The sequence below is a fragment of the Pseudomonas sp. OST1909 genome, assembly GCF_015277575.1.
GTDB classification, from domain to species: Bacteria; Pseudomonadota; Gammaproteobacteria; order Pseudomonadales; family Pseudomonadaceae; genus Aquipseudomonas; species Aquipseudomonas synxantha_A.
The window spans coordinates 1052803-1078016 of the sequence record NZ_CP063780.1 but is presented as its reverse complement, the minus strand read 5'-3'; the positions used below and the strand labels follow the sequence as shown (position 1 = coordinate 1078016).

Genomic DNA, 25214 nt, shown 5'->3' with positions numbered 1-25214 from the left:
CAAAGGATAAATAAACTGACAGTCCGCCATCGCAGGCAAGCCAGCTCCCACATTGACCGAGTCCACATTTGAGAATGTGTAAAAAGCCCGCCACCGATCACTCGGTGGCGGGCTTTTTTGTGCGGCAATAAAGCCTAGATCGCGCCGTGCTGACGCAACAACTCCAGCACTTGCTTGACGCTGTCTTCCAGCGACAAGGCCTGGGTATCGATCACCAGGTCGGCATTCAACGGCACGTCGTACGGGAAGGACTCGCCAGGGATGTTATCCCCACCGGCCGCGTACAAACCTTGCGGATCACGCTCGGCACATACCAGCGGCGACGCCTGCACATAGACGGTCAAGAGGCGATCACTGCCAATCAGCGCCTTGGCCTGTTCACGGCCTTCGGCATCCGGCGCGACAAAAGCCGCCAGGGTCAGCAAACCGGCTTCGTTGAACTGACGCGCCACGTGAGCCGCACGGCGCCAGTTCTCGGTGCGCCCGGCACGGTCCTGAGGCAAGCCTTTGTTCAGGTCATGCCGCAGGTTCTGGCCGTCCAGCACGAATACCGCACGCCCCATGTCGAACAGCTTGCGCTCAACCGCATAGGCCAACGTGCTCTTGCCGGCGCCCGACAAGCCGCTGAACAACACGGTGGCCGGCTGCTGGCCGAAACGCAGGGCACGTTCTTCAGTGGCCACGTGTGCCAATTTGTCGTGCTGCGCTGCACCGCCCTGGCTGGCCGGTGGCGCGATGATCATGCCCGCGGCCACGGTGCCATTGGTCAGACGGTCGATGACGATAAAGGCGCCGGTGGTGCGATTGCTGTCATAGCCATCCAACGCAATGGCGGCATCAAGGCTGACCTTGACCCGGCCAATTTCGTTGAGCTGCAGCGAACTCGCCGGGCCTTCGGCCAGGGTGTTCACGTCCACGCGATGCACGATGCTGGTGATAGAGCCCGGCACGTAGCTGGTAGCGCGCTTGATGTCGTATTTCTTGCCCGGCAGCATCGGTTCTTCAGCCATCCACACGAGCATGGCGTCGAACGCATCGGTCACTTGCGGCACATTGTCGGCATGCACCAACAGGTCGCCACGAGAGATATCGATCTCGTCTTCCATGGTCAGGGTGACGGCCTGGCCTGGGCCGGCGTGCTCCAGCTCACCTTCGAAGGTGACGATGGATTTGACCCGGCTGCGTTTGCGTGACGGCAGCACCACGACTTCGTCGCCTTTGTGCACGATGCCGCTGGCAAGAGTGCCGGCAAAACCACGGAAGTTCAGGTTCGGGCGGTTGACGTACTGCACCGGGAAACGCAGGTCGGTGTAGTTGCGGTCGTTGGCGATCTCGACGGTCTCGAGGATCTCCATCAGCGACTGGCCGGTGTACCAGGGCGAACGCTCGCTCTTGTTCACCACGTTGTCGCCCTTGAGCGCCGACATCGGCACGAAGGCCAGGGTACTTGGCTTGAACGCGATGCCTTCGGCGAACTTCAGGTAATCGGCCTTGATCGACTCGAATACGCTTTGGTCAAAGCCGTTGATGTCCATCTTGTTGACGGCCACCACGATGTGCTTGATGCCCAGCAACGAGGCGATAAAGCTGTGGCGACGGGTCTGGGTCTGCACGCCATAGCGGGCGTCGATCAGGATGATCGCCAGGTCACAGGTGGACGCACCGGTGGCCATGTTGCGGGTGTACTGCTCATGGCCCGGGGTGTCGGCGATGATGAACTTGCGCTTGGCGGTGGAGAAGTAGCGGTAGGCAACATCGATGGTGATGCCCTGCTCACGCTCGGCCTGCAGGCCGTCGACCAGCAAGGCCAGGTCGATGTCATCGCCGGTGGTGCCGGACTTCTTCGAATCGCGGGTGATGGCTTCCAGGTGATCTTCGTAGATCATCTTGGAGTCGTGCAGCAGGCGCCCGATCAGGGTGCTCTTGCCGTCGTCGACGTTGCCGCAGGTCAGGAAGCGCAACATCTCTTTGCGCTCGTGCTGGCCCAGGTAGGCGAGGATGTCCTCGCTGATCAAATCAGATTGATGCGACATGACAGCCCCTTAGAAATAGCCTTGACGTTTTTTATCTTCCATGGAGCCGGCGCCATCGTGGTCGATGACCCGGCCCTGGCGCTCGGAAGTTCGCGTCAGGAGCATTTCCTGAATGATGTCCGTCAGCGTCTCGGCTTCGGACTCCACCGCGCCCGTCAACGGGTAGCAGCCAAGGGTACGGAAACGGACCTTCTTTTTGACGATGCGGGCTTTGTCTTCGTCGGACAGGTGTTCGAGGATGCGGTCGTCGTCGATCATGATCAACGTGCCGTTCTTCTCGATCACTTCGCGCTCGGCGGCGAAGTACAGCGGCACGATCGGGATGCCTTCCAGGTAGATGTACTGCCAGATATCCAGTTCGGTCCAGTTGGACAACGGGAACACGCGGATCGACTCGCCCTTGTTGACGTTGCCGTTGTAAACGTTCCACAGCTCCGGGCGCTGGTTCTTCGGGTCCCAGCGATGCTTGCTGTCGCGGAACGAGTACACGCGCTCTTTGGCACGGGACTTCTCTTCATCGCGACGGGCGCCGCCGAACGCTGCGTCGAAACCATGCTTGTCCAGGGCTTGCTTGAGGCCCTCGGTCTTCATGATATCGGTGTGCTTGGCGCTGCCGTGGGTGAAGGGGTTGATACCCTGCGCCACACCATCCGGGTTGACGTGAGTGATCAGGTCCAGACCAAGCTCTTCGACCATTTTGTCGCGGAACTTGTACATTTCCTGGAATTTCCAGCGCGTGTCGACGTGCATCACTGGGAACGGCAGCTTGCCCGGGAAGAAAGCCTTGCGTGCCAGGTGCAACATCACGGCGGAGTCTTTACCGATCGAGTAGAGCATCACCGGGTTGTCGAACTCGGCGGCGACCTCGCGGATGATGTGGATGCTTTCCGCCTCCAGCTGTTTCAGATGCGTCAGTTTGTCGACCATGGTTACTCACGGAAAAACGATCTTATGGACGGCCAGGCGGGCCGTGTTCGAGCGGGGCATGCTAGCACAGCACCTTCTTCTATTCAGGGCGCCATCTAGATCGAAACGGTATATGAATATACCGGCCAGTTTGGCCGCAAATAGACTCAAGTGTGGGAGGGGGCTTGCTCCCTATAGCAGTGTGTCAGTTAGTACATTTCAATGATCCATCGCCATCGGGAGCAAGCCCCCTCCCACATTCAGTCGCGCTCTAAGGCTCAGATCGGGTTCGGGCAGTCGATAAATAGATGCTCCAGGGCAAAGCGTCGCGCCAGGTAATCGCCCAACGCCTGCACCCCATAGCGCTCGGTGGCGTGATGACCGGCAGCAATGAAGCTGACGTCGTTTTCACGGGCGCTGTGGAAGGTCTGCTCGGAGGCCTCACCGCTCAGGTACAGGTCGACCCCGGCGGCAATCGCCTGGTCGATATAGCCCTGACCACCTCCGGTGCACCAGCCGACGCGGCGGATCATCTGGCTGCCTTCGATCAACAGCGGTTCGCGCCCCATCGCATCCTGCACACGGCGGGCGAAATCACGCGGTGACAAGGGTTCGGCCAGCGACCCGACCAGTCCGACCACCTTGGGGTTGCTCGGGTCCAAAGGGCCTTCGACCGTGATGTCCAGTTGTTTGGCCAGCTGCGCGTTATTGCCCACCTCAGGGTGCAGGTCCAATGGCAGGTGATAGGCCAATAGGCTGATGTCGTGCTTGAGCAGGGTTTTCAGGCGGCGCTGCTTCATGCCGGTGATACACGGGCTCTCGCCCTTCCAGAAATAACCATGATGCACAAGCACCAGATCGGCCCCGGCTTCGACGGCGGCGTCCAGCAGCGCCTGGCTTGCGGTCACACCGCTGACGATGCGCATCACCTGCGGGCGGCCCTCGACCTGCAAGCCATTGGGGCAATAATCGGCAATTTTGGCACTGCCAAGGTAGCGGTCGGCTTCCTCGACGAGGGTGGTAAGGGGGACGGCCATAAAAGACTCCTAAATATCCGGTTCGCAGGCATCGCAGCCTCGTATAATGCGCGACATTATGGGCGCTCGCCCGCCCCCTGCAACCTGTCAGGACTTACTTGATGCTCAAGGCACTGCGTTTTTTTGGATGGCCATTGTTGGCTGGCGTGCTGATCGCGATGCTGATTATTCAGCGTTATCCCCAATGGGTGGGCCTGCCTACCCTGGATGTGAACCTGCAACAAGCACCGCAAACCAACACGGTGGTGCAGGGCCCGGTCACCTATGCCGACGCGGTCACCATTGCGGCCCCTGCGGTGGTCAACCTGTACACCACCAAGGTCATCAACAAACCGGCGCACCCGCTGTTCGAGGACCCGCAGTTTCGCCGCTACTTCGGTGACAACGGCCCCAAGCAGCGCCGCATGGAGTCGAGCCTGGGTTCCGGGGTAATCATGAGCCCCGAAGGCTACATCCTCACCAATAATCACGTGACTACCGGCGCCGACCAGATCGTGGTCGCCCTGCGTGATGGCCGCGAAACCCTGGCCCGTGTGGTGGGCAGCGACCCGGAAACCGACCTCGCAGTACTGAAAATCGATTTGAAGAACCTGCCATCGATCACCCTCGGTCGCTCCGACGGGTTGCGCGTGGGTGACGTAGCACTGGCTATCGGCAACCCGTTCGGCGTGGGCCAGACGGTCACCATGGGCATCATCAGCGCCACCGGGCGCAACCAGTTAGGCCTTAATAGCTACGAAGATTTCATCCAGACCGACGCAGCCATCAACCCGGGCAATTCCGGCGGTGCGCTGGTGGATGCCAATGGCAACCTGACCGGCATCAACACGGCGATTTTCTCCAAGTCCGGCGGCTCCCAAGGCATCGGTTTTGCGATCCCGGTGAAGCTGGCGATGGAAGTGATGAAGTCGATCATCGAACACGGCCAGGTCATTCGCGGCTGGCTGGGCATTGAAGTGCAACCCTTGACCAAGGAACTGGCCGAGTCGTTTGGCCTGACCGGACGCCCAGGCATCGTGGTCGCCGGAATCTTCCGTGATGGCCCGGCACAGAAAGCCGGCCTGGAGTTGGGCGATGTAATCCTCAGCATCGACGGTGCACCGGCCGGTGATGGCCGCAAGTCGATGAACCAGGTAGCGCGAATCAAACCGACCGACAAGGTGGCGATCCTGGTCATGCGTAACGGCAAGGAGATCAAGCTCTCGGCGGAAATCGGCCTGCGTCCGCCACCGGCGACCGCACCGATAAAAGAAGAGCAGTAGCCGATACGCCCAAGTGCCCGTCCGCGGGCACTTGCAAGGCCATTTTTGCGGCGACTCATTCTCATTGGGCATGTTATATTGTTTCAATATCGCTATTGGAACGCTCTATCATGCCGTCTCGAAAGTTTGTGCCCTTGGCCGGCCTGGCCTTGGGTTTGCTGCTCGACCCTGCCTACGCCGAAGAAAACACCCTGGAACTGGACACCATCAGCGTAACCTCCGAGGCGTATGAGTCCGCCACCGGCCCGGTCCAGGGCTATCGCGCCACCCGCTCTGCCAGTGCCACCAAAACGGATACCGCCCTTCGCGACATACCGCAATCGATCAGCGTGATCCCCGCCACGGTGCTCAAGGACCTGGGCAGTACCAGCGTGGAGCGCGCCCTGGAATTTGCCGGCGGCGTATCCAAGCAAAACAACTTCGGTGGCCTGACCCTCTACGAATACAGCGTGCGCGGCTTCACTACGTCTGAGTTCTACCAGGACGGTTTCAGCGCCAACCGCGGTTACCCCAGTACCCCGGACGCGGCAAATATCGAACGCATTGAAGTTCTCAAAGGCCCCGCCGCCAGCCTGTATGGGCGTGGCGATCCTGGCGGCACGGTGAACATCGTCACCAAGAAACCCCAGCCCGAAGCGTTCACCACCTTGCAAACCAGTGCTGGTAGCTGGGACCGCTACCGCACTGCGCTGGATGTGAATACGCCGCTGGACAGCGAAGGGCGCGTCTTGTCACGGGTGAACCTGGCGGTTGAAGACAAGCACAGTTTCCGCGATCACGTGGACGCTAAACGAGTGTTCGTCGCGCCGTCGCTCAGTTGGCAGTTGACCCCGGACACCCAGTTGCTGGTCGAAAGCGAATTCGTGCGCCACAGCTCCACCTTCGACCGGGGCATCGTCGCCGATACTGGCATGTCCCATTCCACCTTTCTGGGCGAGCCCAACGACGGCAATATTCGCAACCACAACAACCGCATCCAGGCCGCGTTGGAACACCACCTCAACGACGCCTGGAAGCTGCGCCTGGCCAGCCACTACAAGCAGGGCAGCCTGTGGGGCGATGCGTCGGAAAGCCGTGCGCTGAATGGGGACGGTCACACCGTCAACCGTCGCTACCGTGAACGCTCGACCGGTTGGCATGACAGCATCACCCAGCTGGAATTGCGTGGGCTGTTCGATATCGGCAGCTGGCAGCATGAACTGCTGATCGGCACCGAATACGAGGATTACCGCAAAAAGGAGCGCGTGACAGCAATCGGCGGCGACTACCCTATCGACATCTATAAACCGGTCTATGGCCAGGCCAAACCCAATGGCGCACGCTCCGGCACCGACTTCTTCGAACAGACCAAAAGCCACGCGCTGAACCTGCAAGACCAGATCATCTTCACCGACCGCCTGCGAGGCATGATCGGTGCGCGCTTCGAGCACTTCGAACAGAGCACCGACAACTTCGCCCGCAACCACGCCAAAAGCCGCCAGACCCACGACGCCCTGACCCAGCGCGCCGGCCTGCTCTATCAGCTCACACCGCAAGTCGGGGTATTTGCCAACGCATCCACCTCATTCAAGCCGAACAGCGGCCTGGATGCCGGCGGCAAATCCTTCAAGCCCGAAGAAGGCGTGGGCTATGAGGTGGGCATCAAGAGCGAGCTGTTTGACGAGCGCCTCAGCGCGACGCTCGCAGCCTTCCATATCGAAAAGGAAAACGTGCTCACCCTGGACCCGGCGACCAACACCGACCGCGCCATTGGCAAGGCCCGCAGCCAGGGATTTGACCTGCAGGTGACCGGGCAAGTGACCGACGCCATACGCGTGATCGGCGCCCTGGCCTATATCGACGCCGAAGTGACCAAGGGCGACAAAACCATCCCCACGGGCAGTCGCATTCTCGGGGTCGCCAAGCGCAGCGGCAGTCTGTTGGGCGTTTATGAATTCCAGGACGGGGCGTTGCGCGGTTCAGACCTGGGGGCGGCGTTTACTTATGTGGGTGACCGCTCCGGTGAGGCGGGCACAGGCTTCGAACTGCCGGCCTACCACACCGTGGATTTGCTGGCCCATTACAAGGCCACGAAGAATGTCACCGTGGGGCTGAACCTTAACAATCTGTTCGATGAGAAGTACTACGAGCGGTCCTATAGCCGCTATTGGACCAACCCTGGTGAACCGCGCAACCTCACCGTCAGCCTGACCCTCAATCTCTGACGAGCATAAAACTAAATGTGGGAGGGGGCTTGCTCCCGATAGCAGAGTATCAGGCAGTATATCTGTCACTGATCCACCGCCATCGGGAGCAAGCCCCCTGCCACATTTGAGTCACCGCAAGGCTTGACTACAAGGCAACGGGCGCTCGTTCGCACAGGGTATTGAGCGCCGCCGCCCATTGCGGGTCATCATTCAAGCACGGCACCAACACCAGCTCTTCACCCCCCGCTTCGCGGAACTGTTCCCGCCCGCGATCGCCAATTTCTTCCAGGGTCTCGATGCAGTCGGCGACAAACGCCGGGCACATCACCAGCAGCTTCTTCACGCCCTGCTGGGCCAGCGCCTCCAGGCGGGCCTCGGTGTAGGGCTCGATCCACTTGGCCCGGCCCAGGCGCGACTGAAACGCCACCGACCACTTGCCATCGGGCAAACCGGCACGCGCGGCAAAATCCCGGGCGACGCTGAAGCATTGGGCGCGATAGCAGGTGGCGAGCACCTCTGGCGATGCGTTCTTGCAGCAGTCGGCATCCTTGAAGCAATGCCCGCCGGTAGGGTCGAGCTTTTTCAGATGGCGCTCGGGCAGGCCATGGAAACTGAGCAGCAAGTGATCGAAATCCTGCTCCAGGTAAGTGCGTGCGCTGGTTACCAGAGCATCGAGGTACTCGGGCTGGTCGTAAAAAGGCTGCAGGATCGAAAACTGGATAGCGAGTTTCTTGTCGCGCACCACGCGCCTGGCTTCTTCTATCACCGTGGTCACGGTGCTGTCGGCAAATTGCGGATACAGCGGCGCCAGTGTCACCTTGCCGATACCCTGGGCGGCCAGCCGTGTCAGGGCGGTTTCCAGCGACGGCTCGCCATAACGCATTGCCAGTTCCACAGGGCCCTGGGTCCACTGCGCAGTCATCTGCTGTTGCAGACGACGGCTCAAGACCACCAACGGCGAGCCCTCATCCCACCAGATCGACGCATAAGCATGGGCAGACTGCTCCGGGCGCTTGATCAGGATCAGCGACACCAGCAAACGCCGCACCGGCCATGGCAGGTCGATCACATAAGGGTCCATCAGGAACTGATTGAGGTAGCTGCGCACATCGGCCACCGAAGTGGACTTTGGCGAACCCAGGTTGACCAGTAACAACGCGTGATCGGTCATGCAACATCCTATCTTTAGAGGCGGCTGGACAGGTCGTCCAGAGCCGCACGCAACTCAGTGAACTGGAAAGTGAAACCCGCCGCCAGCAGCCGTTCAGGCAAGGCCTTCTGCCCGCCCAGCAACAAACCAGACAATTCGCCTAACCCAACCTTCAGTGCAAACGCCGGCATCGGCATGAACGCCGGGCGGTGCAAAACCTGGCCGAGGGTCTTGGCAAACTCGCGATTACGCACCGGGTGTGGCGCGCAGGCATTATAAGGACCGCTGGCGTCAGTCTTGTGCAGAAGAAAATCAATCAGGGCGATTTGATCCTTGATATGCACCCATGGCATCCACTGCCGACCATTACCGATCGGCCCGCCCAGCGCCAGTTTGAAGGGCAGCAACAGGCGCGACAAAAAGCCGCCCTGCGCCGACAGCACCAGGCCGGTGCGCACCAGCACCACGCGAACGCCCAGGGCGTCGGCACGTTGGGCGGTTTCTTCCCAGGCAATACACAACTGGCTGGGGAAATCGTCCAGCACCGGCCCGCTGGCTTCGGTCAATTCGCGCTCGCCGCCGTCGCCATACCAGCCCACGGCGGAGCCGGAGATCAGTACCGCCGGTTTCTGCTCCAGGCTGTCGATCCAGGCCAGCAGGGTTTCGGTGAGACTGATTCGACTGCTCCACAGCAATGCCTTGCGCTTGTGGGTCCAGGGCCGGTCAGCGATGGGGGCACCCGCCAGGTTGACCACCGCGTCCACCGCGCCAATCACCTCTTGCAGGCGAGCCACCCCAAGCACCTGTGCGCCGCAGAGCCTGGCGACCGTTTCCGGTTGCCGGCTCCACACCGTCAGGCGATGACCCTGGGCGAGCCAGTGTTGGCAAAGTTGACGACCAATCAGGCCGGTACCGCCGGTCAGCAAAATATGCATGGGACTCTCCTCATGTAACGTTCGCCGCCACTCACTGGTCTATTTTATAAGCAGGGATCAATTTGATAATCGAGCGTGACGCGCGTTCAAGCCTGAGCTTAACCATAGGTCACGCCACACAATCAGGCACGCCAAAACTTATACCAAAAAACAATATTGTACAGCTATTGGTGTCGGCGTAGTCTGTACCCAACGGTAAAACGAGGCCTCCCATGACTGTCCCCATCGCGATCATCGGCACCGGCATAGCCGGTCTCTCCGCCGCCCGAGCGTTAAAAGACGCGGGCCACACCGTACAACTCTTCGATAAAAGCCGCGGCAGCGGTGGCCGCATGTCCAGCAAGCGCAGCGATGCCGGCGCGCTGGACATGGGCGCGCAATACTTCACCGCCCGCGACCGGCGCTTCGTCAACGAAGTGCAGCGCTGGCAAAGCAATGGCTGGGCCGAACAGTGGAAGCCCCAGCTGTACAACTTCAAGTCCGGCCAACTGACGCCTTCCCCCGATGAACAGATCCGCTGGGTCGGTACACCGCGCATGAGCGCCATCACCCGCGCCCTGCTCGATGACCTGCCGGTGGAGTTCGGTTGCCGCATCACCGAGGTGTTCCAGGGCACACAGCACTGGAACCTGCTCGACGCCGACGGTGAGAGTCACGGCCCCTTCAGCCATGTGATCATCGCCACACCGGCCCCTCAGGCCACTGCCCTGCTGGCCGCTGCCCCCAAGCTGGCAAGTGCCGCCGCCGGGGTGAAAATGGACCCGACCTGGGCCATTGCGCTGGCCTTCGACAAGCCCCTGGATACACCGATGGAGGGCTGCTTCGTGCAAGACAGCCCCCTTGACTGGTTGGCGCGCAACCGCAGCAAACCGGGGCGCGACACCACCCTCGACACCTGGGTGCTGCACGCCACCAGCGCCTGGAGCAAGGCGCACCTGGACCTGTCCAAGGAAGCGGTAATCGAGCACTTGCACGGCGCCTTCGCCGAACTGCTGCACAGCGCCATGCCCGCGCCGTCATTCAGCCTGGCGCACCGCTGGCTCTACGCTCGCCCGTCGGGCAGCCATGAGTTCGGCGTACTGGCCGATGCCGACCTGGGCCTTTTCGTCTGCGGCGACTGGTGCCTTTCGGGCCGGGTAGAAGGCGCCTGGCTCAGTGGCCAGGAAGCGGCGCGACGCTTGATCGCACACCTGCAATGAACCGCCTCAACCCCAGCAAGCTGCTGCTGTCGAAATGGACGGCAGCACAGCCACGCAACAAGGAAAAACACTTTCTGGTCACCGAATTGTTTCGTGATGACGAAGGCACGGTGCTGGAAATCGAGTTGCAAGCGGTGCTGACTCACCGTGCCGAACGCCTGCCATGGCAGACCCTGCAAAACGCCGAGTGCTGGAAAATCGGCTGGAAGTAACGCTGCAAAAAACCTATACAAACTATTTGACTTGTACAACATCGAATCTATGATGAGACGTAGTTGTACAAACTTTATAAGTTGTACAGGATTATTGCAGAGGTTTTGGGTATGTCGAGTAGTACAAAACCGAAGATCGCCATCAGCGCCTGCCTCCTCGGCGAGAACGTGCGCTTTAACGGTGGGCATAAACAGTCGCTGCTGTGCACCCAGACACTCAGCGACTACTTCGACTTCGTGCCGTTGTGCCCGGAAGTTGCCATCGGGATGGGCATCCCCCGCGAGCCAATCCGGCTGGTAGGCGACCCTGCGCAGCCGCAAGCCGTTGGCACGGTAAACCGTGAACTCAACGTCACGCAGCCACTGCACGACTACGGCCAGCAAATGGCCCAGGCACACACCGACCTGTGCGGTTATATCTTCATGCAGAAGTCGCCATCGTGCGGCCTGGAGCGGGTCAAGGTGTACCGCGCCAACGGCACGCCCGTTGACGGTGGCGGCCGCGGCATTTACGCCCAGGCGTTTTGTGCGCGCCACCCTAACCTGCCGGTAGAAGAAGACGGCCGGCTGAACGACCCTGTGTTGCGGGAAAATTTCCTGACCCGCGTATTCGTGTATGCCAGTTGGCAACAACTGCTGGCCGAGGGGCTCACCCGCCACGGCTTGCTGACGTTTCACTCGCGCTACAAGTACCTGCTGATGGCCCACAGCCCGGCGCATTACAAAAGCCTGGGCCATTTGCTCGGCAGCATGGGCAAGGACGTCGATCTCCAGGCTCTGGCCCACGGCTACTTCGGCGAGCTGATGACGGGCCTGAAGAAGTGCGCCACCCGCGGCACACACAGCAATGTGCTGCAACACATCAGCGGCTACCTCAAGCAGGTCATCAGCGCCGATGACAAACAGGAAATGCAAACCGTGATCGGCCAGTACCGTCAAGGCATCGTGCCGCTGGTAGTGCCACTCACCCTGCTCAAGCATCACTTTCGCCAACACCCGGACCGTTACATCGCGCAGCAGGCCTACCTGCAACCGCACCCGGAAAACCTCAGCCTGCGTAATGCGATATAACCCATGAAAGCTGCCCTGCTTGACGAACCCGGCGAAGACATTGCCCTGGCCCTCGAAAACGGCTGGTTGCCAATCCGCGAAGTGGCGCGCCAGACCGGCGTCAACGCCGTGACCCTGCGCGCCTGGGAACGCCGCTACGGCCTCATCGTGCCCCAGCGCACGCCCAAGGGGCACCGGCTGTTCAGTGCCGAACACGTACAACGCATTCACGCCATCCTCACCTGGCTCAATCGAGGCGTGCCGGTCAGTCAGGTCAAAGGCTTGATCGACTCAGCCCACGCCCGCCCCGAGCCCATGGAAAACGAGTGGCACGCCCTGCGCCAGCATTTGGTGGATGCCATCAGCGAACTGGCCGAACGCCGGGTCGATGACGCCTTCAACCAGGCCATGGCGCTCTACCCGCCACGCACCTTGTGCGAGCAATTGATGCTGCCGTTGCTCAAGGAGCTGGAACAAAGATGGCAGGGTCAGTTCGGCGCGCAGATGGAGCGGGTGTTTTTCCTGTCGTGGCTGCGCAGCAAGTTCGGCGCGCGGATTTATCACAACAATCGCCAACTCCACGGCGCGCCGCTGCTGCTGGTCAACCATTCCGACTTACCGCTGGAACCGCACCTGTGGCTCAGTGCCTGGCTGGCCAGCAGCGCCGACTGCCCGGTGGAAGTATTCGACTGGCCGCTGCCTGCCGGCGAACTGGCCCTGGCGGTGGAACACCTGCAACCACGCGCCGTGCTGTTGTATTCGAGCAAGACCCTCCATTTGTCGACACTGACAAAACTATTGGGCGGCGTCAGTTGCCCAATAGTGATTGCCGGCCCGACGGTGCGCATTCACAACGCCGAGTTATCCGTAATCACCCGCGACGTCCCTGAATTGTTCATGGCGCAAGACCCGTTATCGGCCCACCAATTATTGATCCAGCGTGGAATCGTCTAAATGCATCTGATCTGGCTGCGCACCGACTTACGCCTGCACGACAACACGGCCCTTGCTGCTGCATGCCAGCGTGGCCCCGTCGCGGCCATTTACCTGATCACTCCCGAGCAGTGGCTGGCCCACGATGACGCGCCGTGCAAAATCGATTTCTGGCTGCGCAACCTGCAGCACTTGAGTCAGGCGCTGGGCGAACTGAACATCCCTTTATTGATCCGCTACGCCGCGACCTGGGACCAGGCGCCTGCTGCACTGAGCGAACTGTGCCGGGAATTGTCGGTGGAGTCTGTGCACGTCAACGAGGAATACGGCATCCACGAGAGCCAGCGTGATGCTGCCGTGGCACAGACGCTGCAAACGCAGGGAATCACGTTTCACAGCTACCTGGACCAACTGTTTTTCCAACCCGGTAGCGTACTGACCAAGACCGGCACCTATTTCCAGGTGTTCAGCCAGTTTCGCAAGGTTTGCTACAACCGCCTGCACAGCGCCCTGCCGCGCCAGGTGGCAACGCCGAAAACTCAGGCCAGGCTCGACGTGAAAAGCGATCCGGTGCCGACCACGGTCGACGGTTTCGAGTCGCCCAGCGAAACTTTGCGCGCCCTGTGGCCAGCCGGTGAAGACGAGGCGCGCCGCCGCCTCGACGCCTTCACCGACGAGCAGATCAGCTATTACAAGGACGAGCGCGACTTCCCGGCCAAACCCGGTACCAGCCAGCTTTCGGCCTACCTCGCCGCCGGTGTGGTTTCGCCGCGCCAGTGCTTGCACGCTGCGCTGCAAACCAATCAGGGCGAGTTCGAAAGCGGCGACATCGGCGCCATCACCTGGATCAACGAGCTGCTATGGCGCGAGTTCTATAAACACATCCTGGTCGGCTACCCACGGGTGTCCCGCCACCGCGCCTTTCGCCCGGAAACCGAAGCGCTGGCCTGGCGCAATGCCCCCGAAGACCTCGCGGCATGGCAACAGGCGCGCACGGGTTTGCCGATCATCGACGCGGCCATGCGCCAATTGCTGGAAACCGGCTGGATGCACAACCGCCTGCGCATGGTGGTGGCGATGTTCCTGACCAAGAACCTGCTGATCGACTGGCGCGAAGGCGAGCGCTTTTTTATGCGCCACCTGATCGACGGCGACCTGGCGGCCAATAATGGCGGTTGGCAATGGAGCTCATCGACCGGTACCGACTCGGCACCGTACTTCCGGATTTTCAGCCCGTTGAGCCAATCGGAGAAATTCGACGGCGACGGCATTTTCATCAAGCGCTGGCTGCCGGAACTGGCCACGCTGAATAAAAAAGAAGTGCATAACCCGGCAGCGGCTGGCGGTTTGTTTGGCGTGGCGGATTACCCCCGCGCCATCGTCGACCTCAAAGCCTCTCGGGAACGCGCACTGGCTGCCTTTCGCCGCCTGCCTTCACGTCAGGAGATGGCCGATCATGAATGACTTCCTGCGCCGCTTCGCCGAAGCCTTCGCTACGCTGGACAAGCACAACCTGCACCTGCTTGGCCGTTTGTACAGTGATGACATTGTATTTGCCGATCCGCTGCATGAAGTCCATGGGTTGCCCGAACTGCAGCGTTATTTCGCGCAGCTGTACAGCGACGTCAACCAACTGGATTTCGAGTTTCAGGGTTTCGACCAGACGGCCGAAGGCGAAGGCTACCTGCGCTGGACCATGATTTTTTGTCACCCGCGCCTGGCCGCAGGCAAGATGATCCGGGTACAAGGCTGTTCCCACTTGATGTGGCGCGACAAGGTCTACCAGCATCGTGATTATTTCGATGCCGGCGCACTGCTTTATGAACATGTGCCGATTCTCGGCGGCGTCATCAGTTGGCTGAAAAGGAGAATGGGATGAGCCTTGCATCGCCCCGCCGTTATTGGCTGACCGGCGCCAGCAGTGGCATCGGCGCCGCATTGGCCGTAGAACTGCTCAACAGTGGCGCCCATGTGGCCCTCAGTTCCCGCACCAAAGGCCCGCTGGAAGCACTCGCCCATCGCTATCCAGGGCAAGTGCTGGTGGTGGCCGGCGACCTGACCAACAGCCAGACTGTGCGCGAGATCGGTGAACACATCACTCAAGTCTGGGGCGCACTGGACACGGTGCTCCTCAATGCCGGCACCTGTGAATATGTCGACGCCCGGCAATTTGACGCTTCGATCATCGAACATGTGGTGCGTACCAATCTGTTGGCCAGCAGTTATTGCATCGAGGCCGCGCTGCCGCTGTTGCGCGCGGGGCGTACCCCGCATCTGGTGGGCGTGGCCAGCGCCGTGACTTACCTGCCGATGCCACGCGCCGAAGCCTATGGCGCATCCAAGGCCGGCCTGCGTTACCTGTTCGAATCCCTGCGCATCAGCCTGTCGCCGGAAAACATCGACGTCACCGTGATCAGCCCAGGCTTTGTCGACACACCGCTGACCGAACGCAATGACTTCCCGATGCCCCTGAGCTGGTCCGCCGACAAGGCGGCGCGGCACATCTTTGCAAAACTGGAAAAACGCCCGCTGGAGATTGCCTTCCCGGCCATGTTCATTGCCACCCTGTGGCCGCTGTCGAAGCTGCCCAACCGCGCGCAATTGATCATCGGCAAGCGCATGTTGCGCAGCCCGCCACCGAAAAAGGATGATCTGTGAAGATCGCCATTGTCGGCAGCGGTATCGCCGGGCTGACCAGCGCCTACCTGCTCAGCCGCCGCCACGACATCACGGTGTTCGAAGCGGGCGACCGCATCGGCGGGCACACGCACACAGTCCACGTTACCGTAGAGGGCGAACGCTATGCCGTGGACACCGGCTTTATTGTGTTCAACGACTGGACCTACCCCAACTTCATCCAATTGCTGGGCCAGATCGGCGTGACGTTCAAACCCACCGAAATGAGCTTTTCGGTGTGCGACCAAAGCAGCGGGTTCGAGTACAACGGCAACAACCTCAACAGCTTGTTTGCCCAACGCCGCAATATTCTGTCGCCCGGGTTCTGGGGCATGTTGCGCGATATCCTGCGCTTCAACCGCCAGGCGCCTTTGGACCTGCAAGAGCAGCGTATCAGTGCCGAGATGACCCTCGGTGACTACCTCGCAGCCGGCGGTTACGGCCAAAGGTTTATCCGCCACTACATTGTGCCGATGGGGGCTGCGATATGGTCAATGTCCCTTTCGGACATGCTCGGTTTCCCGCTGCAATTCTTCGTGCGCTTCTTCAAGAACCACGGCTTGCTATCGATCAACAACCGGCCGCAATGGTGCGTGATCGAAGGCGGTTCAAGCGGCTACATCGAACCGCTGACCCGCAGTTTTCGCGAGCGTGTGCGCCTCGGCTGCCCTGTGCATAAAGTGCAACGCATCGACGGTGGGGTGGTTATCCACAGCCCGGACGGCAGCGAAACCTTCGACCGGGTGGTATTGGCCTGCCACAGTGATCAGGCCCTGGCCTTGCTTGAAGACCCGAGCCAGGCCGAACAAGAGATCCTCGGCGCCCTGCCCTACGCCGACAACGACGTAGTGCTGCACACCGACACACGCTTGCTGCCTGACCGCAAGCTGGCCTGGGCCAGTTGGAATTACCGGCTGACCGGCCACTCGCAGAATCAGGCCGCCGTCACCTACGACATGAACATCCTGCAGGGCATCGACAGCGACACCACGTTTTGTGTCAGCCTCAACCAGACGCAAGTGATCAACCCGTTGAAGATCCTCGCGCGCTACACCTACGCCCATCCGCAGTACAGCCTGGCTGCCGTGGCTGCTCAAGCACGCTGGGAAGAATTGCACGGTACCCGCAACACCTTTTATTGCGGCGCGTACTGGGCCAACGGCTTCCACGAGGACGGCGTGGTCAGCGCCCTGCGCGTGGCCCAGGCGTTCGGGGAAAGCCTGTGAACAGCGCCCTGTACAGCGGCTGGATCGCCCATCGCCGGTTTACGCCCAGGGCCCACGCCTTTCGCTACCGCATCGGCCTGCTGTATCTGGACCTCAGCGAACAGGATGCAGTGCTCGGGCTTTCACCTCTGGCCGGCACTGGTCGCCTGGCGCCTTTCGGCTTTCGCCAGCAGGATTACCTGCGTGAACTCACGTGCCACGGCATGAGCTTGAGCGATGCGGTGCGCCATGAAGTCGGCAAAGCTCTGGGGCGTACACCCCAGGGCGCTATCTGCCTGCTGACCCAGGCCCGCAGTTGGGGCCTGGCGTTTAACCCGGTGAGTTTCTTCTACTGCTTCGAGGCCGACGGGCAGTTGGCCGCGATCCTGTGTGAAGTAACCAACACGCCATGGCGCGAGCGTTATCACTACGTGCTGCCGGCCCAGCCCCTCGACGCCGATGAGCATCAGCACTTCGCCGTGGCCAAGGCGTTCCATGTGTCGCCCTTCTTACCGCGCGACCTGGAATACCGCATGAGTTTCAGCCCGCCATCTGCCCGGCTCGGCGTGCACATGGCCGACTGGCAGGGCACGCAAAAGGTTTTCGACGCCACCTTGAGCCTGGAAAAACATTCACTCAGCCGCGCAAGCCTGCATCGCTATTTGTGGCGCTTCCCTTGGATGACCGCCAAGACCTGCCTGGCAATCTACTGGCAAGCCTTGCGCCTGCTGCTCAAGCGCACACCGATTTTTTCCCACCGGGCCGCCGATGGCGCCTCTCGCACCGCCGTCGGGTACACCAAGGATCGCCGCCATGAAATCCCCTAGCTTATCGGTCAAGGCTAACCGCCTGAACGTCAATGGCATGACCGCTGCGCTGTTGCGCAAGGCGGTGCTGCGCCAGCTCAGCCAACTGCGTCACGGCCAGTTGGTGGTGATCGAAGACGGCGAGCGACAAGTGTTCGGCGCACGGGAAGCGCACCTGTTAGGCGAAATTCAGATTCTCGACTCGGCGGTATGGGGCCTGGTAGCCGCCAATGGCTCGATCGGCGCCGGCGAGGCGTTTATCCATGGTTACTGGACCAGTCCCGACCTCACCGCCGTGGTCCGGGTGATGGCCAGCAACCTGGACGTACTCGACGCCATGGAAGGTGGCCTGGCACGCATGGCCCGCCCGTTCACCCAAGGCCTGCACTGGCTCAACCGCAACACACGCAAGGGCTCGCAGAAAAACATCGCCGCCCATTACGACCTGGGCAACGACCTGTTCGAAGAGTTTCTCGACCCGACCATGATGTACTCGGCGGGGCAGTTTTTGACACCCGATGACAGCCTGGAACAAGCGCAACTGAACAAGCTGGAGCGCATCTGCCAGAAACTGGCGCTCAAGCCCAGCGACCATCTGCTGGAAATCGGCACCGGCTGGGGCAGCATGGCGTTGTATGCGGCGCAGCATTACGGCTGCAAGGTCACCACCACGACCCTGTCCAAGGAACAATTCGCCTACACCGAAAAACGCATTCATACGCAGGGCCTGCAAGATCAAGTGACCTTGCTGCTCAGCGATTACCGCGACCTCACTGGCGAGTATGACAAGCTGGTGTCGATCGAGATGATCGAAGCGGTGGGGCATCGGTTCCTGCCGACCTATTTCAAACAATGTGCGCACTTGCTCAAGCCCAACGGCCTGATGCTGCTGCAAGCCATCACCATTCGCGAACAGCGCTTTGAACAGGCCAAGCGCAGCGTCGACTTCATCCAGCGCTACATTTTCCCCGGTGGCGCCCTGCCCTGTGTCCAGAACATGCTGCACATCGTCAGCCGCGACACCGACATGAACCTGCTGCACATGGAGGACTTCGGCCTGCACTACGCCCGTACCCTGCGCCTGTGGCATGAAAACTTCCGCCGCGCCCATGGCCGTCTCATGGAACTGGGCTACGACGAGTATTTCCTGCGTTTGTGGGAGTTCTACCTGTGCTATTGCGAAGGCGGGTTTATGGAACGCACCATCGGTACCGCACAACTGCTGCTGGCCAAACCCGCGGCGATCAACCCGCCATTGCTTGGGCGCTTCAGTGCTTAAAACCCTGGCCAATGCCGTGCTGTTCCAATGCGGCTGGTTTGCCTGCGTACTCGGCGGCGACAGCCCATGGCTGCTGGCGGGGCTGGCGGTATTGAGCGTGCACCTGCTGTGGATAAGTTCGCTGGCGGATGACGGCCTGCTCGTGCTCAACGTGACACTGGCAGGCACACTGCTGGACACGCTGTTGCGCACCCTGGGCGTTTTCCACTTCAGCGAGCCCGGGCCGTTGATTCCATTCTGGTTGATCGTACTGTGGGCGCTGCTGGCCACGACCCTGCGCCATTGCCTGGCCTGGAGTGCACGGCCCTGGTGGCTGGCCGGCCTGTTGGGCGCAGTGGGTGGGCCTTTGTCTTATTACGCCGGCAGCCAATTGGCCGGCGTGGGTTTTGGCTACGGCACGGCAGCGACTCTGATCGGCCTAGCGCTGTTATGGGCCATGCTGTTCCCCTTGCTGCACGGGCTCGCGCGCAAGCTCGAACACTGACGCTTGTCCGAGCATTCATACACGTTTAACGCACTTGCCTTACACTGCGCGGCTATGACCAACATCCCCCATATCCAAATCACTGAACCGGCCGTCACTTGCTCGACGTGCGCGGCCTGCTGCTGTCAGCTGGAAGTCATGCTGATCACCGACACCGGCGTGCCGCAGCGCTTTATCGATACCGATGAGTGGGGCGGCGAAGTGATGCTGCGCCTGGACGACGGCTGGTGCGCGGCACTGGATCGAGACACGATGATGTGCACGATCTATGCGCTTCGACCGCTGATTTGCCGGGAGTTCGAGATGGGAGCGCCGGAGTGTCTTGAAGAGCGGGAAGGCATCGCGACGGTCTACCGCTGATCCTGCGATGAGCAAAGATCTAAATGTGGGAGCAGCTCGCGAAGGCGGAGGGTCAGTCTATGCATGTGCTAGCTGATACACCGATTTCGCGAGCAAGCCCGCTCCCACAGGGGGGGCTTCGTTGTTGTTGAATTACAACGGCATGGTGTAGTGCAACGAGTAGCTCTCTACCCCGTCGTTATTGCTGCTGATGCCGGCGTTGGAATAGTGCGTGGCGCGAATGCCCACTTCATGCCCACCGGTAAACCGCAGGCCGAAACCCAGGCGGTCTTCGAACTGAAAGGCTTGGCCGATGTTGTTGTCTTCCAGCCGGGTACGGGAGAACACCGCCACGCCGATACCGGCTTCGATGTAGGGCTTGACTGACTGGCCGGCAAACTCATACACAAACACCGGCGAGAACGACAGGCTGCTGGCACCTGCACGGTCATCACCTTCCCAATACGTGTAGGCGCCGCTCCAGTAGCCGGTCAGACGGCCAACATCGCTTTGCATCCAGCTTTTATCCCAATCCGAAGTCAGGCCCAGTCGATAGGTCAACGTCGAATCACTGGTACTCCCCAACCCGAACTCCAGGCCGGCGGCCTGGGCTGAAACAGAGTGTCCCAACACAGCGGCCGCAATCGCAGCCAAACAGAACAAGCGCTTCATAAGAAACATCCTTCCGAACGAAGTTATAGAGTTTTAAACAGGCTAACTGGCTATAGAAGCTGACGTAGAGCCGGAAGTTCAGCTTTTATCAGCACCATTTCACGAAATTTTCACGAGCCAAAGCTTCGCACAACTCCGGGATGTTTCCAAAGTGTCGGTAGGATATTTCTTAGGTGAGTCAGATCGCCGCTGGTCCAGAACTGTGCAGTATCGGGATTGCCAACTGCCAGCAGGTCGCGCCCATCCAGCAAGCGCTTGAGCTGGCGCGCCACCGCGGCGCCGGTGTCGATCAGGATAATGCTGGGGGGCAGCATCTGCGCCAGGAGCGGCTTGAGGAAGGGATAGTGGGTGCAACCCAGGATGATGGTGTCGCAACCGGCGCTGAGCAGTGGCTCGATATAGCCCTGCAACAGTATGTGCAAAGCCGGGCTGTTCAGGTCACCGGCTTCAATCAGCTCCACCAGGCCCGGACAGGGTTGGGTCACCACTCGTACATCAGTGGCGAAGCGGTCGAGCAAGGCCGCGAATTTGGCGCTTTGCAGCGTGCCGGTGGTGGCGAGCACACCCACCACGCCGCTGCGGGTAGCGGCAGCAGCGGGCTTGACCGCAGGCTCCATGCCGACCAAGGGCCAATCTGGGTAGTCCTGACGCAAATCGGCAACGGCGGCGACCGTTGCGGTGTTACACGCGATCACAAATGCCTTGGCGCCGCGCTCGCGGAAAAATTCGGCGACGGTTCGAGAACGCTCAAGGATGAACGCCGGAGTCTTCTCGCCATAGGGGATATGCCCGCAGTCGGCCACGTACAGCAGCGATTCATGGGGCAATAACTGCTGGATTTCTTCCAGCACCGTCAGGCCGCCGACGCCGGAGTCGAACACACCGATGGGCGCGCCCTTAACCATGCCGGGTTCCACACACACTGCAACCCGGGTCGCGCTTGACGCGCAATTCGCGAAAACGCGTGGTCAAGGCGTCGATCAGCAACAGGCGACCCACCAGCGGCTCACCGAAACCAGCCAGCAGCTTCAAGGCTTCCAGCGCTTGCAGGCTACCGACCAGCCCCACCAACGGCCCGACCACACCGGCTTCGCTGCAGGTCAGTTCGGTGTCGCTGCCGTGCCCGTATAAACAGTGATAGCACGGGCTGTCGGCGCGACGCGGGTCGAACACCGACAATTGCCCCTCAAGGCGAATGGCCGCGCCACTGATCAATGGCTTGCCCGCCACGACGCAGGCCGCATTCACCGCTTCGCGGGTAGAGAAGTTGTCGCTGCAATCGAGCACCACATCCACTGCGCCGATTGCAGAGACCAGCGAGTCAGCATCCAGCGCCACCCGATGGGGGGTCAGGGTGATTTCAGGGTTGATCGCGCTCAGGCGACGCATGGCCGAATCGACCTTGGTCTGCCCAACGCTGTGGGTGTCATGGATGATCTGGCGTTGCAGGTTGGTCAAATCGACCGTGTCAAAATCCGCCAGGTGCAGCTCACCTACACCGGCAGCGGCGAGGTAGAGCGCAACCGGAGCGCCCAGGCCACCGAGGCCGACGATCAACGCGCGGCTCTGTTTCAGGCGCAACTGGCCGTCGATGTCGACATGCTGCAACAGAATCTGCCGGCTATAGCGCAACAGCTCCTGATCGGTCAGCACGGTCGGTGCCCCAGGGTGATGCGTTCGTGACCGCCAAGATCGATACGACTGTGTACGCCTTCAAAACCCTGGTTCAACAACAAGTCACGCACAGCCAAGGCCTGGTCGTAGCCGTGCTCAAGCAACAGCCAGCCGCCAGCATTCAGATGGGCCGGTGATTGATCGATGATCAGGCGCAAATCGTCCAGGCCATCAGGCCCGGCCACCAGGGCGCTCGCCGGCTCAAACCGTACATCCCCCGCCACCAGGTGCGGATCGTTGTCAGCAATGTAGGGCGGGTTACTGATGATCAAGTCGAAGCGATCGCCTTGCAGGGCGCTGAACCAATGGCTGTTGAGCACCGTGGCGTTATTGAGGTGCAGGCGCTGGCGGTTGCGCTCGGCCAGGGCCACCGCTTCGAGCACGCGATCAACGGCGGTGACCTGCCAGGCCGGGCGCTCGCTGGCTAACGCCAAGGCAATGGCGCCACTGCCGGTGCCCAGGTCCAGGACATTGGCCGGGGTAGCAGGCAGCAGTTCCAGAGCGGCTTCCACCAGCAATTCGGTTTCCGGACGCGGGATCAGCGTGTGCGGTGCGACCTCCAGATCCAGCTTCCAGAAGCCTTGCTGGCCGAGGATATAGGCCACCGGCTCGCCGCTGCGGCGGCGCTGCAGGTAGTCGGCAAAGGTCAGGGCGTCTTCGCTGCTGACGATCTTTTCCGGCCAGGTGTGCAGGTAGCTGCGGGACTTGCCCAGGGCGGCGGCCAGCAGCAGTTCCACATCCAGGCGCGCGGTGGGCGAATCGGGCAGGTCGGCCGCACGTAGCAGGCTGGCTATGATGGTCATTTATTCACCTATCGCGGCTAGTTGATCCGCCTGATATTCGGCGAGCAACGGCTCGATTACCGCATCCACGCCACCGGCGAGAATCTCATCCAGGGAATAAAGGGTGAGATTGACACGATGGTCGGTTACCCGGCCTTGGGCAAAGTTGTATGTTCGGATGCGCTCCGAGCGATCGCCCGAGCCCACCAGCAGCTTACGCTCGCTGGCAATCGCGTTGGCGGCGGCGCTGGTTTGCTGGTCGTTCAATTTGGCCGACAGCCAGGACATGGCCCGCGCCCGGTTCTTGTGCTGGGAACGTTCTTCCTGGCATTCCACCACGATGCCCGACGGCAAGTGGGTAATCCGAATCGCCGAGTCGGTCTTGTTGACGTGCTGGCCACCGGCGCCCGACGAGCGGTAGGTGTCGACACGCAAGTCCGCGGGGTTGATCTCGATGGCTTCCTGCTCGTCCGGCTCAGGCAACACCGCCACGGTGCACGCCGAGGTATGGATACGGCCCTGGGACTCAGTCGCAGGGACACGCTGCACACGGTGGGCGCCGGATTCGAACTTCAGCTTGCCGTAGACGTTGTCACCTTCGACCCGAGCAATGACTTCTTTATAGCCACCGTGTTCACCTTCGTTCTCGGACAGGATCTCGACCCGCCAGCCGCGTCGTTCGGCGTAGCGCGAATACATGCGGAACAGGTCGCCGGAGAAAATCGCCGCCTCGTCGCCACCGGTACCGGCGCGGATTTCGAGGAACACGTTGCGCCCGTCGTTGGGGTCCTTGGGCAGCAGCATGCGTTGCAGGTCGCCTTCCAGTTCGGCGAGTTTTTCCTTGGCCTCGCGGACTTCTTCCACGGCCATTTCACGCATGTCCGGGTCATTGTCCTTGAGCAGCGCCTGGGCGCCTTCGAGGTCAGCCTGCACTTTGGTGAGATGTTTGTAGGTGGCTACAATCGGCTCAACTTCGGCGTACTCCTTGGAATAAGCGCGAAACTTGGCCTGATCAGAAATGACCTCGCCGTCGCCGAGCAAAGCGGTCAGTTCTTCGAAACGGTCCTGGAGCACGTCCAGTTTATTGAGCAGTGACGCTTTCATTGCGGTTTTTTATCCGAAGAGCTGTCTGACGCGCCCTCACCGAGGGCAAAGAGTTCCTGAGCCATGGCCAGCGCATCGAGGCGGCCTTCGGCGGTAAGCTTTTTCAACTGAACGCTGGGTGCATGGAGCAGTTTGTTGGTCAGGCCACGGGCCAATTGCATCAGCACCTCTTCGGCGCTGCTGCCGTTGGCGAGCAGACGCTGGGCCTTGAGCAACTCTTCATCACGCAGGCGTTCGCCCTGCTGACGATACGCCTTGAGCACATCCACCGCCGCCAATTCACGCAGGCGCACCATGAAATCTTCAGCACCGGTGCTGACCATCTCCTCGGCGGCCTGGGCGGCCCCCTGGCGGCTCTTGAGGTTCTCGGCGACCACTTCATGCAAATCGTCGACGCTATAGAGGTAAACGTCGTCCAACTCGCCGACTTCGGGTTCGATATCCCGGGGAACGGCGATATCCACCATGAAGATCGGCTTGTGCTTGCGCAGTTTCAACGCGCTCTCGACCGCACCTTTGCCGAGGATCGGCAACTGACTGGCGGTGGAGCTGATAACGATATCACTGCGCACCAGTTCAGCCGGAATGTCTGACAACAGCACGGCATGAGCACCGAACTGTTCAGCGAGGATACTCGCCCGTTCGAGCGTGCGGTTGGCGACAACGATGCGCTTCACGCCTAAATCGTGCAGGTGCCGGGCTACCAGGGTAATGGTTTCACCGGCACCGATCAGCAGCGCCTGGCTGCGCTGCAAATCGCTGAAAATCTGCTTGGCCAGGCTGACAGCGGCAAAGGCCACCGACACCGGGTTTTCGCCGATAGCCGTGTCGGTACGCACCTGCTTGGCCGAATTGAAGGTGGCCTGGAACAGGCGCCCCAGCAGCGGACCGACCGTGCCGGCCTCACGCGCTACAGCATAGGCAGACTTCATCTGGCCAAGAATTTGCGGTTCGCCCAACACCAGCGAGTCGAGACCGGCCGCCACACGCATCATGTGACGAACTGCCGCATCCTCTTCATGCACATAGGCACTGGCGCGCAGGTCATCGAGGCTCAAATGGTGATAATCGGCCAGCCAGCGCAGTACCACATCCGCGCAAAGATGTTCCTGCTCTATATAGAGCTCGCTGCGATTGCAGGTCGAAAGGATCGCAGCTTCGCGGCTGTCGGTGAGCCGGCAGAGCTGCTGCAAGGCCTCAACCAACTGCTCTGGCGTAAACGCCACGCGCTCGCGCACGTCTACGGAGGCAGTCTTGTGGTTAATACCGAGTGCGAGGAAGGCCATTCAA

Annotated in this window: 25 protein-coding genes; 14 read left to right on the top strand and 11 right to left on the bottom strand. The window is 60.9% G+C overall.

The features are described from left to right. Positions 1-134: 134 nt before the first annotated feature. The 3 genes from cysN to IH404_RS04675 all read right to left on the bottom strand — a co-directional run bounded on the left by cysN (position 135) and on the right by IH404_RS04675 (position 3976). Complete coding sequence (gene cysN / locus IH404_RS04685; protein WP_194440035.1) at positions 135-2033, bottom strand: sulfate adenylyltransferase subunit CysN; 1899 nt, start codon at positions 2031-2033, stop codon at positions 135-137. A gap of 9 nt (positions 2034-2042) precedes the next feature. Then, entirely contained in the window at positions 2043-2960 is a 918-nt protein-coding gene (gene cysD, locus IH404_RS04680; RefSeq protein ID WP_005784641.1) for a sulfate adenylyltransferase subunit CysD, read from the bottom strand. Positions 2961-3217: 257 nt separating this feature from the next. Then, entirely contained in the window at positions 3218-3976 is a 759-nt protein-coding gene (locus IH404_RS04675; protein WP_005784640.1) for a Nif3-like dinuclear metal center hexameric protein, read from the bottom strand. A gap of 101 nt (positions 3977-4077) precedes the next feature. Between IH404_RS04675 and algW the strand changes: the two genes are divergently transcribed. Both algW and IH404_RS04665 read left to right on the top strand, forming a co-directional pair. Then, positions 4078-5238, top strand: coding sequence for a Do family serine endopeptidase AlgW (algW, locus tag IH404_RS04670; protein WP_005784639.1), 1161 nt, complete (start codon positions 4078-4080; stop codon positions 5236-5238). Positions 5239-5348: 110 nt separating this feature from the next. Further along, on the top strand, positions 5349-7442 hold the full coding sequence (locus tag IH404_RS04665) for a TonB-dependent siderophore receptor (RefSeq protein ID WP_194440034.1): 2094 nt from the start codon (positions 5349-5351) through the stop codon (positions 7440-7442). A gap of 127 nt (positions 7443-7569) precedes the next feature. Here the strand turns inward: IH404_RS04665 and hemH are convergent, their stop codons facing one another. Continuing rightward, positions 7570-8595, bottom strand: a complete 1026-nt coding sequence (hemH, locus tag IH404_RS04660; protein WP_005784637.1) for a ferrochelatase — start codon at positions 8593-8595, stop codon at positions 7570-7572. Positions 8596-8609: 14 nt separating this feature from the next. Beyond that, positions 8610-9509: a TIGR01777 family oxidoreductase gene (locus IH404_RS04655; RefSeq protein WP_005784636.1), complete on the bottom strand. Its 900-nt coding sequence runs from the start codon at positions 9507-9509 to the stop codon at positions 8610-8612. A 212-nt stretch (positions 9510-9721) separates the two neighbouring features. Here IH404_RS04655 and IH404_RS04650 point away from each other — a divergent pair, with 212 nt between their 5' ends. The 12 genes from IH404_RS04650 (at position 9722) to IH404_RS04595 (ending at position 19713) form a co-directional block, all read left to right on the top strand. Next, the gene (locus IH404_RS04650) at positions 9722-10708 is read left to right on the top strand and encodes an FAD-dependent oxidoreductase (RefSeq protein WP_005784635.1); all 987 of its coding nucleotides are present in this window, start codon (positions 9722-9724) and stop codon (positions 10706-10708) included. After that, a complete protein-coding gene (locus IH404_RS04645; protein WP_005784634.1) occupies positions 10705-10920 on the top strand; it encodes a TIGR02450 family Trp-rich protein in 216 nt (71 codons plus the stop codon). The genes IH404_RS04650 and IH404_RS04645 overlap by 4 nt, the downstream gene beginning before the upstream one ends. Before the next feature lie 111 nt (positions 10921-11031). Beyond that, positions 11032-11991: a DUF523 and DUF1722 domain-containing protein gene (locus IH404_RS04640; protein ID WP_005784633.1), complete on the top strand. Its 960-nt coding sequence runs from the start codon at positions 11032-11034 to the stop codon at positions 11989-11991. Positions 11992-11994: 3 nt separating this feature from the next. Further along, positions 11995-12924, top strand: coding sequence for a MerR family transcriptional regulator (locus tag IH404_RS04635; protein ID WP_194440033.1), 930 nt, complete (start codon positions 11995-11997; stop codon positions 12922-12924). Next, positions 12925-14367, top strand: a complete 1443-nt coding sequence (phrB, locus tag IH404_RS04630) for a deoxyribodipyrimidine photo-lyase (protein WP_194440032.1) — start codon at positions 12925-12927, stop codon at positions 14365-14367. Beyond that, positions 14360-14782, top strand: coding sequence for a nuclear transport factor 2 family protein (locus IH404_RS04625; RefSeq protein ID WP_194440031.1), 423 nt, complete (start codon positions 14360-14362; stop codon positions 14780-14782). Before phrB ends, IH404_RS04625 begins: the two co-directional genes overlap by 8 nt. Beyond that, the gene (locus IH404_RS04620; RefSeq protein ID WP_194440030.1) at positions 14779-15561 is read left to right on the top strand and encodes an SDR family NAD(P)-dependent oxidoreductase; all 783 of its coding nucleotides are present in this window, start codon (positions 14779-14781) and stop codon (positions 15559-15561) included. Before IH404_RS04625 ends, IH404_RS04620 begins: the two co-directional genes overlap by 4 nt. Next, on the top strand, positions 15558-16805 hold the full coding sequence (locus tag IH404_RS04615) for an FAD-dependent oxidoreductase (protein ID WP_194440029.1): 1248 nt from the start codon (positions 15558-15560) through the stop codon (positions 16803-16805). Before IH404_RS04620 ends, IH404_RS04615 begins: the two co-directional genes overlap by 4 nt. Further along, entirely contained in the window at positions 16802-17611 is an 810-nt protein-coding gene (locus tag IH404_RS04610; RefSeq protein ID WP_005784627.1) for a DUF1365 domain-containing protein, read from the top strand. The genes IH404_RS04615 and IH404_RS04610 overlap by 4 nt, the downstream gene beginning before the upstream one ends. Continuing rightward, a complete protein-coding gene (locus IH404_RS04605) occupies positions 17598-18869 on the top strand; it encodes a cyclopropane-fatty-acyl-phospholipid synthase family protein (RefSeq protein ID WP_194440028.1) in 1272 nt (423 codons plus the stop codon). The genes IH404_RS04610 and IH404_RS04605 overlap by 14 nt, the downstream gene beginning before the upstream one ends. Beyond that, positions 18862-19353, top strand: a complete 492-nt coding sequence (locus IH404_RS04600; RefSeq protein ID WP_005784625.1) for a DUF2878 domain-containing protein — start codon at positions 18862-18864, stop codon at positions 19351-19353. Before IH404_RS04605 ends, IH404_RS04600 begins: the two co-directional genes overlap by 8 nt. 54 nt (positions 19354-19407) lie before the next feature. Beyond that, the gene (locus IH404_RS04595; RefSeq protein WP_032803249.1) at positions 19408-19713 is read left to right on the top strand and encodes a YkgJ family cysteine cluster protein; all 306 of its coding nucleotides are present in this window, start codon (positions 19408-19410) and stop codon (positions 19711-19713) included. 132 nt (positions 19714-19845) lie between these two features. On the opposite strand, the gene IH404_RS04590 is transcribed toward IH404_RS04595, so the two are convergent. The 6 genes from IH404_RS04590 to hemA all read right to left on the bottom strand — a co-directional run bounded on the left by IH404_RS04590 (position 19846) and on the right by hemA (position 25210). Further along, a complete protein-coding gene (locus IH404_RS04590) occupies positions 19846-20364 on the bottom strand; it encodes an acyloxyacyl hydrolase (protein ID WP_005784623.1) in 519 nt (172 codons plus the stop codon). 110 nt (positions 20365-20474) lie between these two features. Continuing rightward, positions 20475-21269 (bottom strand): glutamate racemase, encoded by a 795-nt coding sequence (gene murI / locus IH404_RS04585; RefSeq protein WP_194440027.1) that lies wholly within the window; start codon positions 21267-21269, stop codon positions 20475-20477. After that, positions 21262-22017: a molybdopterin-synthase adenylyltransferase MoeB gene (locus IH404_RS04580; protein WP_194440026.1), complete on the bottom strand. Its 756-nt coding sequence runs from the start codon at positions 22015-22017 to the stop codon at positions 21262-21264. The genes murI and IH404_RS04580 overlap by 8 nt, the downstream gene beginning before the upstream one ends. Then, complete coding sequence (gene prmC / locus IH404_RS04575) at positions 22011-22841, bottom strand: peptide chain release factor N(5)-glutamine methyltransferase (RefSeq protein ID WP_194440025.1); 831 nt, start codon at positions 22839-22841, stop codon at positions 22011-22013. Before prmC ends, IH404_RS04580 begins: the two co-directional genes overlap by 7 nt. Continuing rightward, positions 22842-23924: a peptide chain release factor 1 gene (gene prfA, locus IH404_RS04570; protein ID WP_032878002.1), complete on the bottom strand. Its 1083-nt coding sequence runs from the start codon at positions 23922-23924 to the stop codon at positions 22842-22844. Continuing rightward, positions 23921-25210, bottom strand: coding sequence for a glutamyl-tRNA reductase (gene hemA / locus IH404_RS04565; protein WP_005784616.1), 1290 nt, complete (start codon positions 25208-25210; stop codon positions 23921-23923). Before hemA ends, prfA begins: the two co-directional genes overlap by 4 nt. Between the last annotated feature and the right edge of the window lie 4 nt (positions 25211-25214).

Excerpts from the sequence above, each read along its gene's own strand:
- cysN (WP_194440035.1), bottom strand. The coding sequence starts at position 2,033 with ATGTCGCATCAATCTGATTTGATCAGCGAGGACATCCTCGCCTACCTG.
- cysD (WP_005784641.1), bottom strand. The coding sequence starts at position 2,960 with ATGGTCGACAAACTGACGCATCTGAAACAGCTGGAGGCGGAAAGCATC.
- IH404_RS04675 (WP_005784640.1), bottom strand. The coding sequence starts at position 3,976 with ATGGCCGTCCCCCTTACCACCCTCGTCGAGGAAGCCGACCGCTACCTT.
- algW (WP_005784639.1), top strand. The coding sequence starts at position 4,078 with ATGCTCAAGGCACTGCGTTTTTTTGGATGGCCATTGTTGGCTGGCGTG.
- IH404_RS04665 (WP_194440034.1), top strand. The coding sequence starts at position 5,349 with ATGCCGTCTCGAAAGTTTGTGCCCTTGGCCGGCCTGGCCTTGGGTTTG.
- hemH (WP_005784637.1), bottom strand. The coding sequence starts at position 8,595 with ATGACCGATCACGCGTTGTTACTGGTCAACCTGGGTTCGCCAAAGTCC.
- IH404_RS04655 (WP_005784636.1), bottom strand. The coding sequence starts at position 9,509 with ATGCATATTTTGCTGACCGGCGGTACCGGCCTGATTGGTCGTCAACTT.
- IH404_RS04650 (WP_005784635.1), top strand. The coding sequence starts at position 9,722 with ATGACTGTCCCCATCGCGATCATCGGCACCGGCATAGCCGGTCTCTCC.
- IH404_RS04645 (WP_005784634.1), top strand. The coding sequence starts at position 10,705 with ATGAACCGCCTCAACCCCAGCAAGCTGCTGCTGTCGAAATGGACGGCA.
- IH404_RS04640 (WP_005784633.1), top strand. The coding sequence starts at position 11,032 with ATGTCGAGTAGTACAAAACCGAAGATCGCCATCAGCGCCTGCCTCCTC.
- IH404_RS04635 (WP_194440033.1), top strand. The coding sequence starts at position 11,995 with ATGAAAGCTGCCCTGCTTGACGAACCCGGCGAAGACATTGCCCTGGCC.
- phrB (WP_194440032.1), top strand. The coding sequence starts at position 12,925 with ATGCATCTGATCTGGCTGCGCACCGACTTACGCCTGCACGACAACACG.
- IH404_RS04625 (WP_194440031.1), top strand. The coding sequence starts at position 14,360 with ATGAATGACTTCCTGCGCCGCTTCGCCGAAGCCTTCGCTACGCTGGAC.
- IH404_RS04620 (WP_194440030.1), top strand. The coding sequence starts at position 14,779 with ATGAGCCTTGCATCGCCCCGCCGTTATTGGCTGACCGGCGCCAGCAGT.
- IH404_RS04605 (WP_194440028.1), top strand. The coding sequence starts at position 17,598 with ATGAAATCCCCTAGCTTATCGGTCAAGGCTAACCGCCTGAACGTCAAT.
- IH404_RS04595 (WP_032803249.1), top strand. The coding sequence starts at position 19,408 with ATGACCAACATCCCCCATATCCAAATCACTGAACCGGCCGTCACTTGC.
- IH404_RS04590 (WP_005784623.1), bottom strand. The coding sequence starts at position 20,364 with ATGAAGCGCTTGTTCTGTTTGGCTGCGATTGCGGCCGCTGTGTTGGGA.
- murI (WP_194440027.1), bottom strand. The coding sequence starts at position 21,269 with ATGGTTAAGGGCGCGCCCATCGGTGTGTTCGACTCCGGCGTCGGCGGC.
- prmC (WP_194440025.1), bottom strand. The coding sequence starts at position 22,841 with ATGACCATCATAGCCAGCCTGCTACGTGCGGCCGACCTGCCCGATTCG.
- prfA (WP_032878002.1), bottom strand. The coding sequence starts at position 23,924 with ATGAAAGCGTCACTGCTCAATAAACTGGACGTGCTCCAGGACCGTTTC.
- hemA (WP_005784616.1), bottom strand. The coding sequence starts at position 25,210 with ATGGCCTTCCTCGCACTCGGTATTAACCACAAGACTGCCTCCGTAGAC.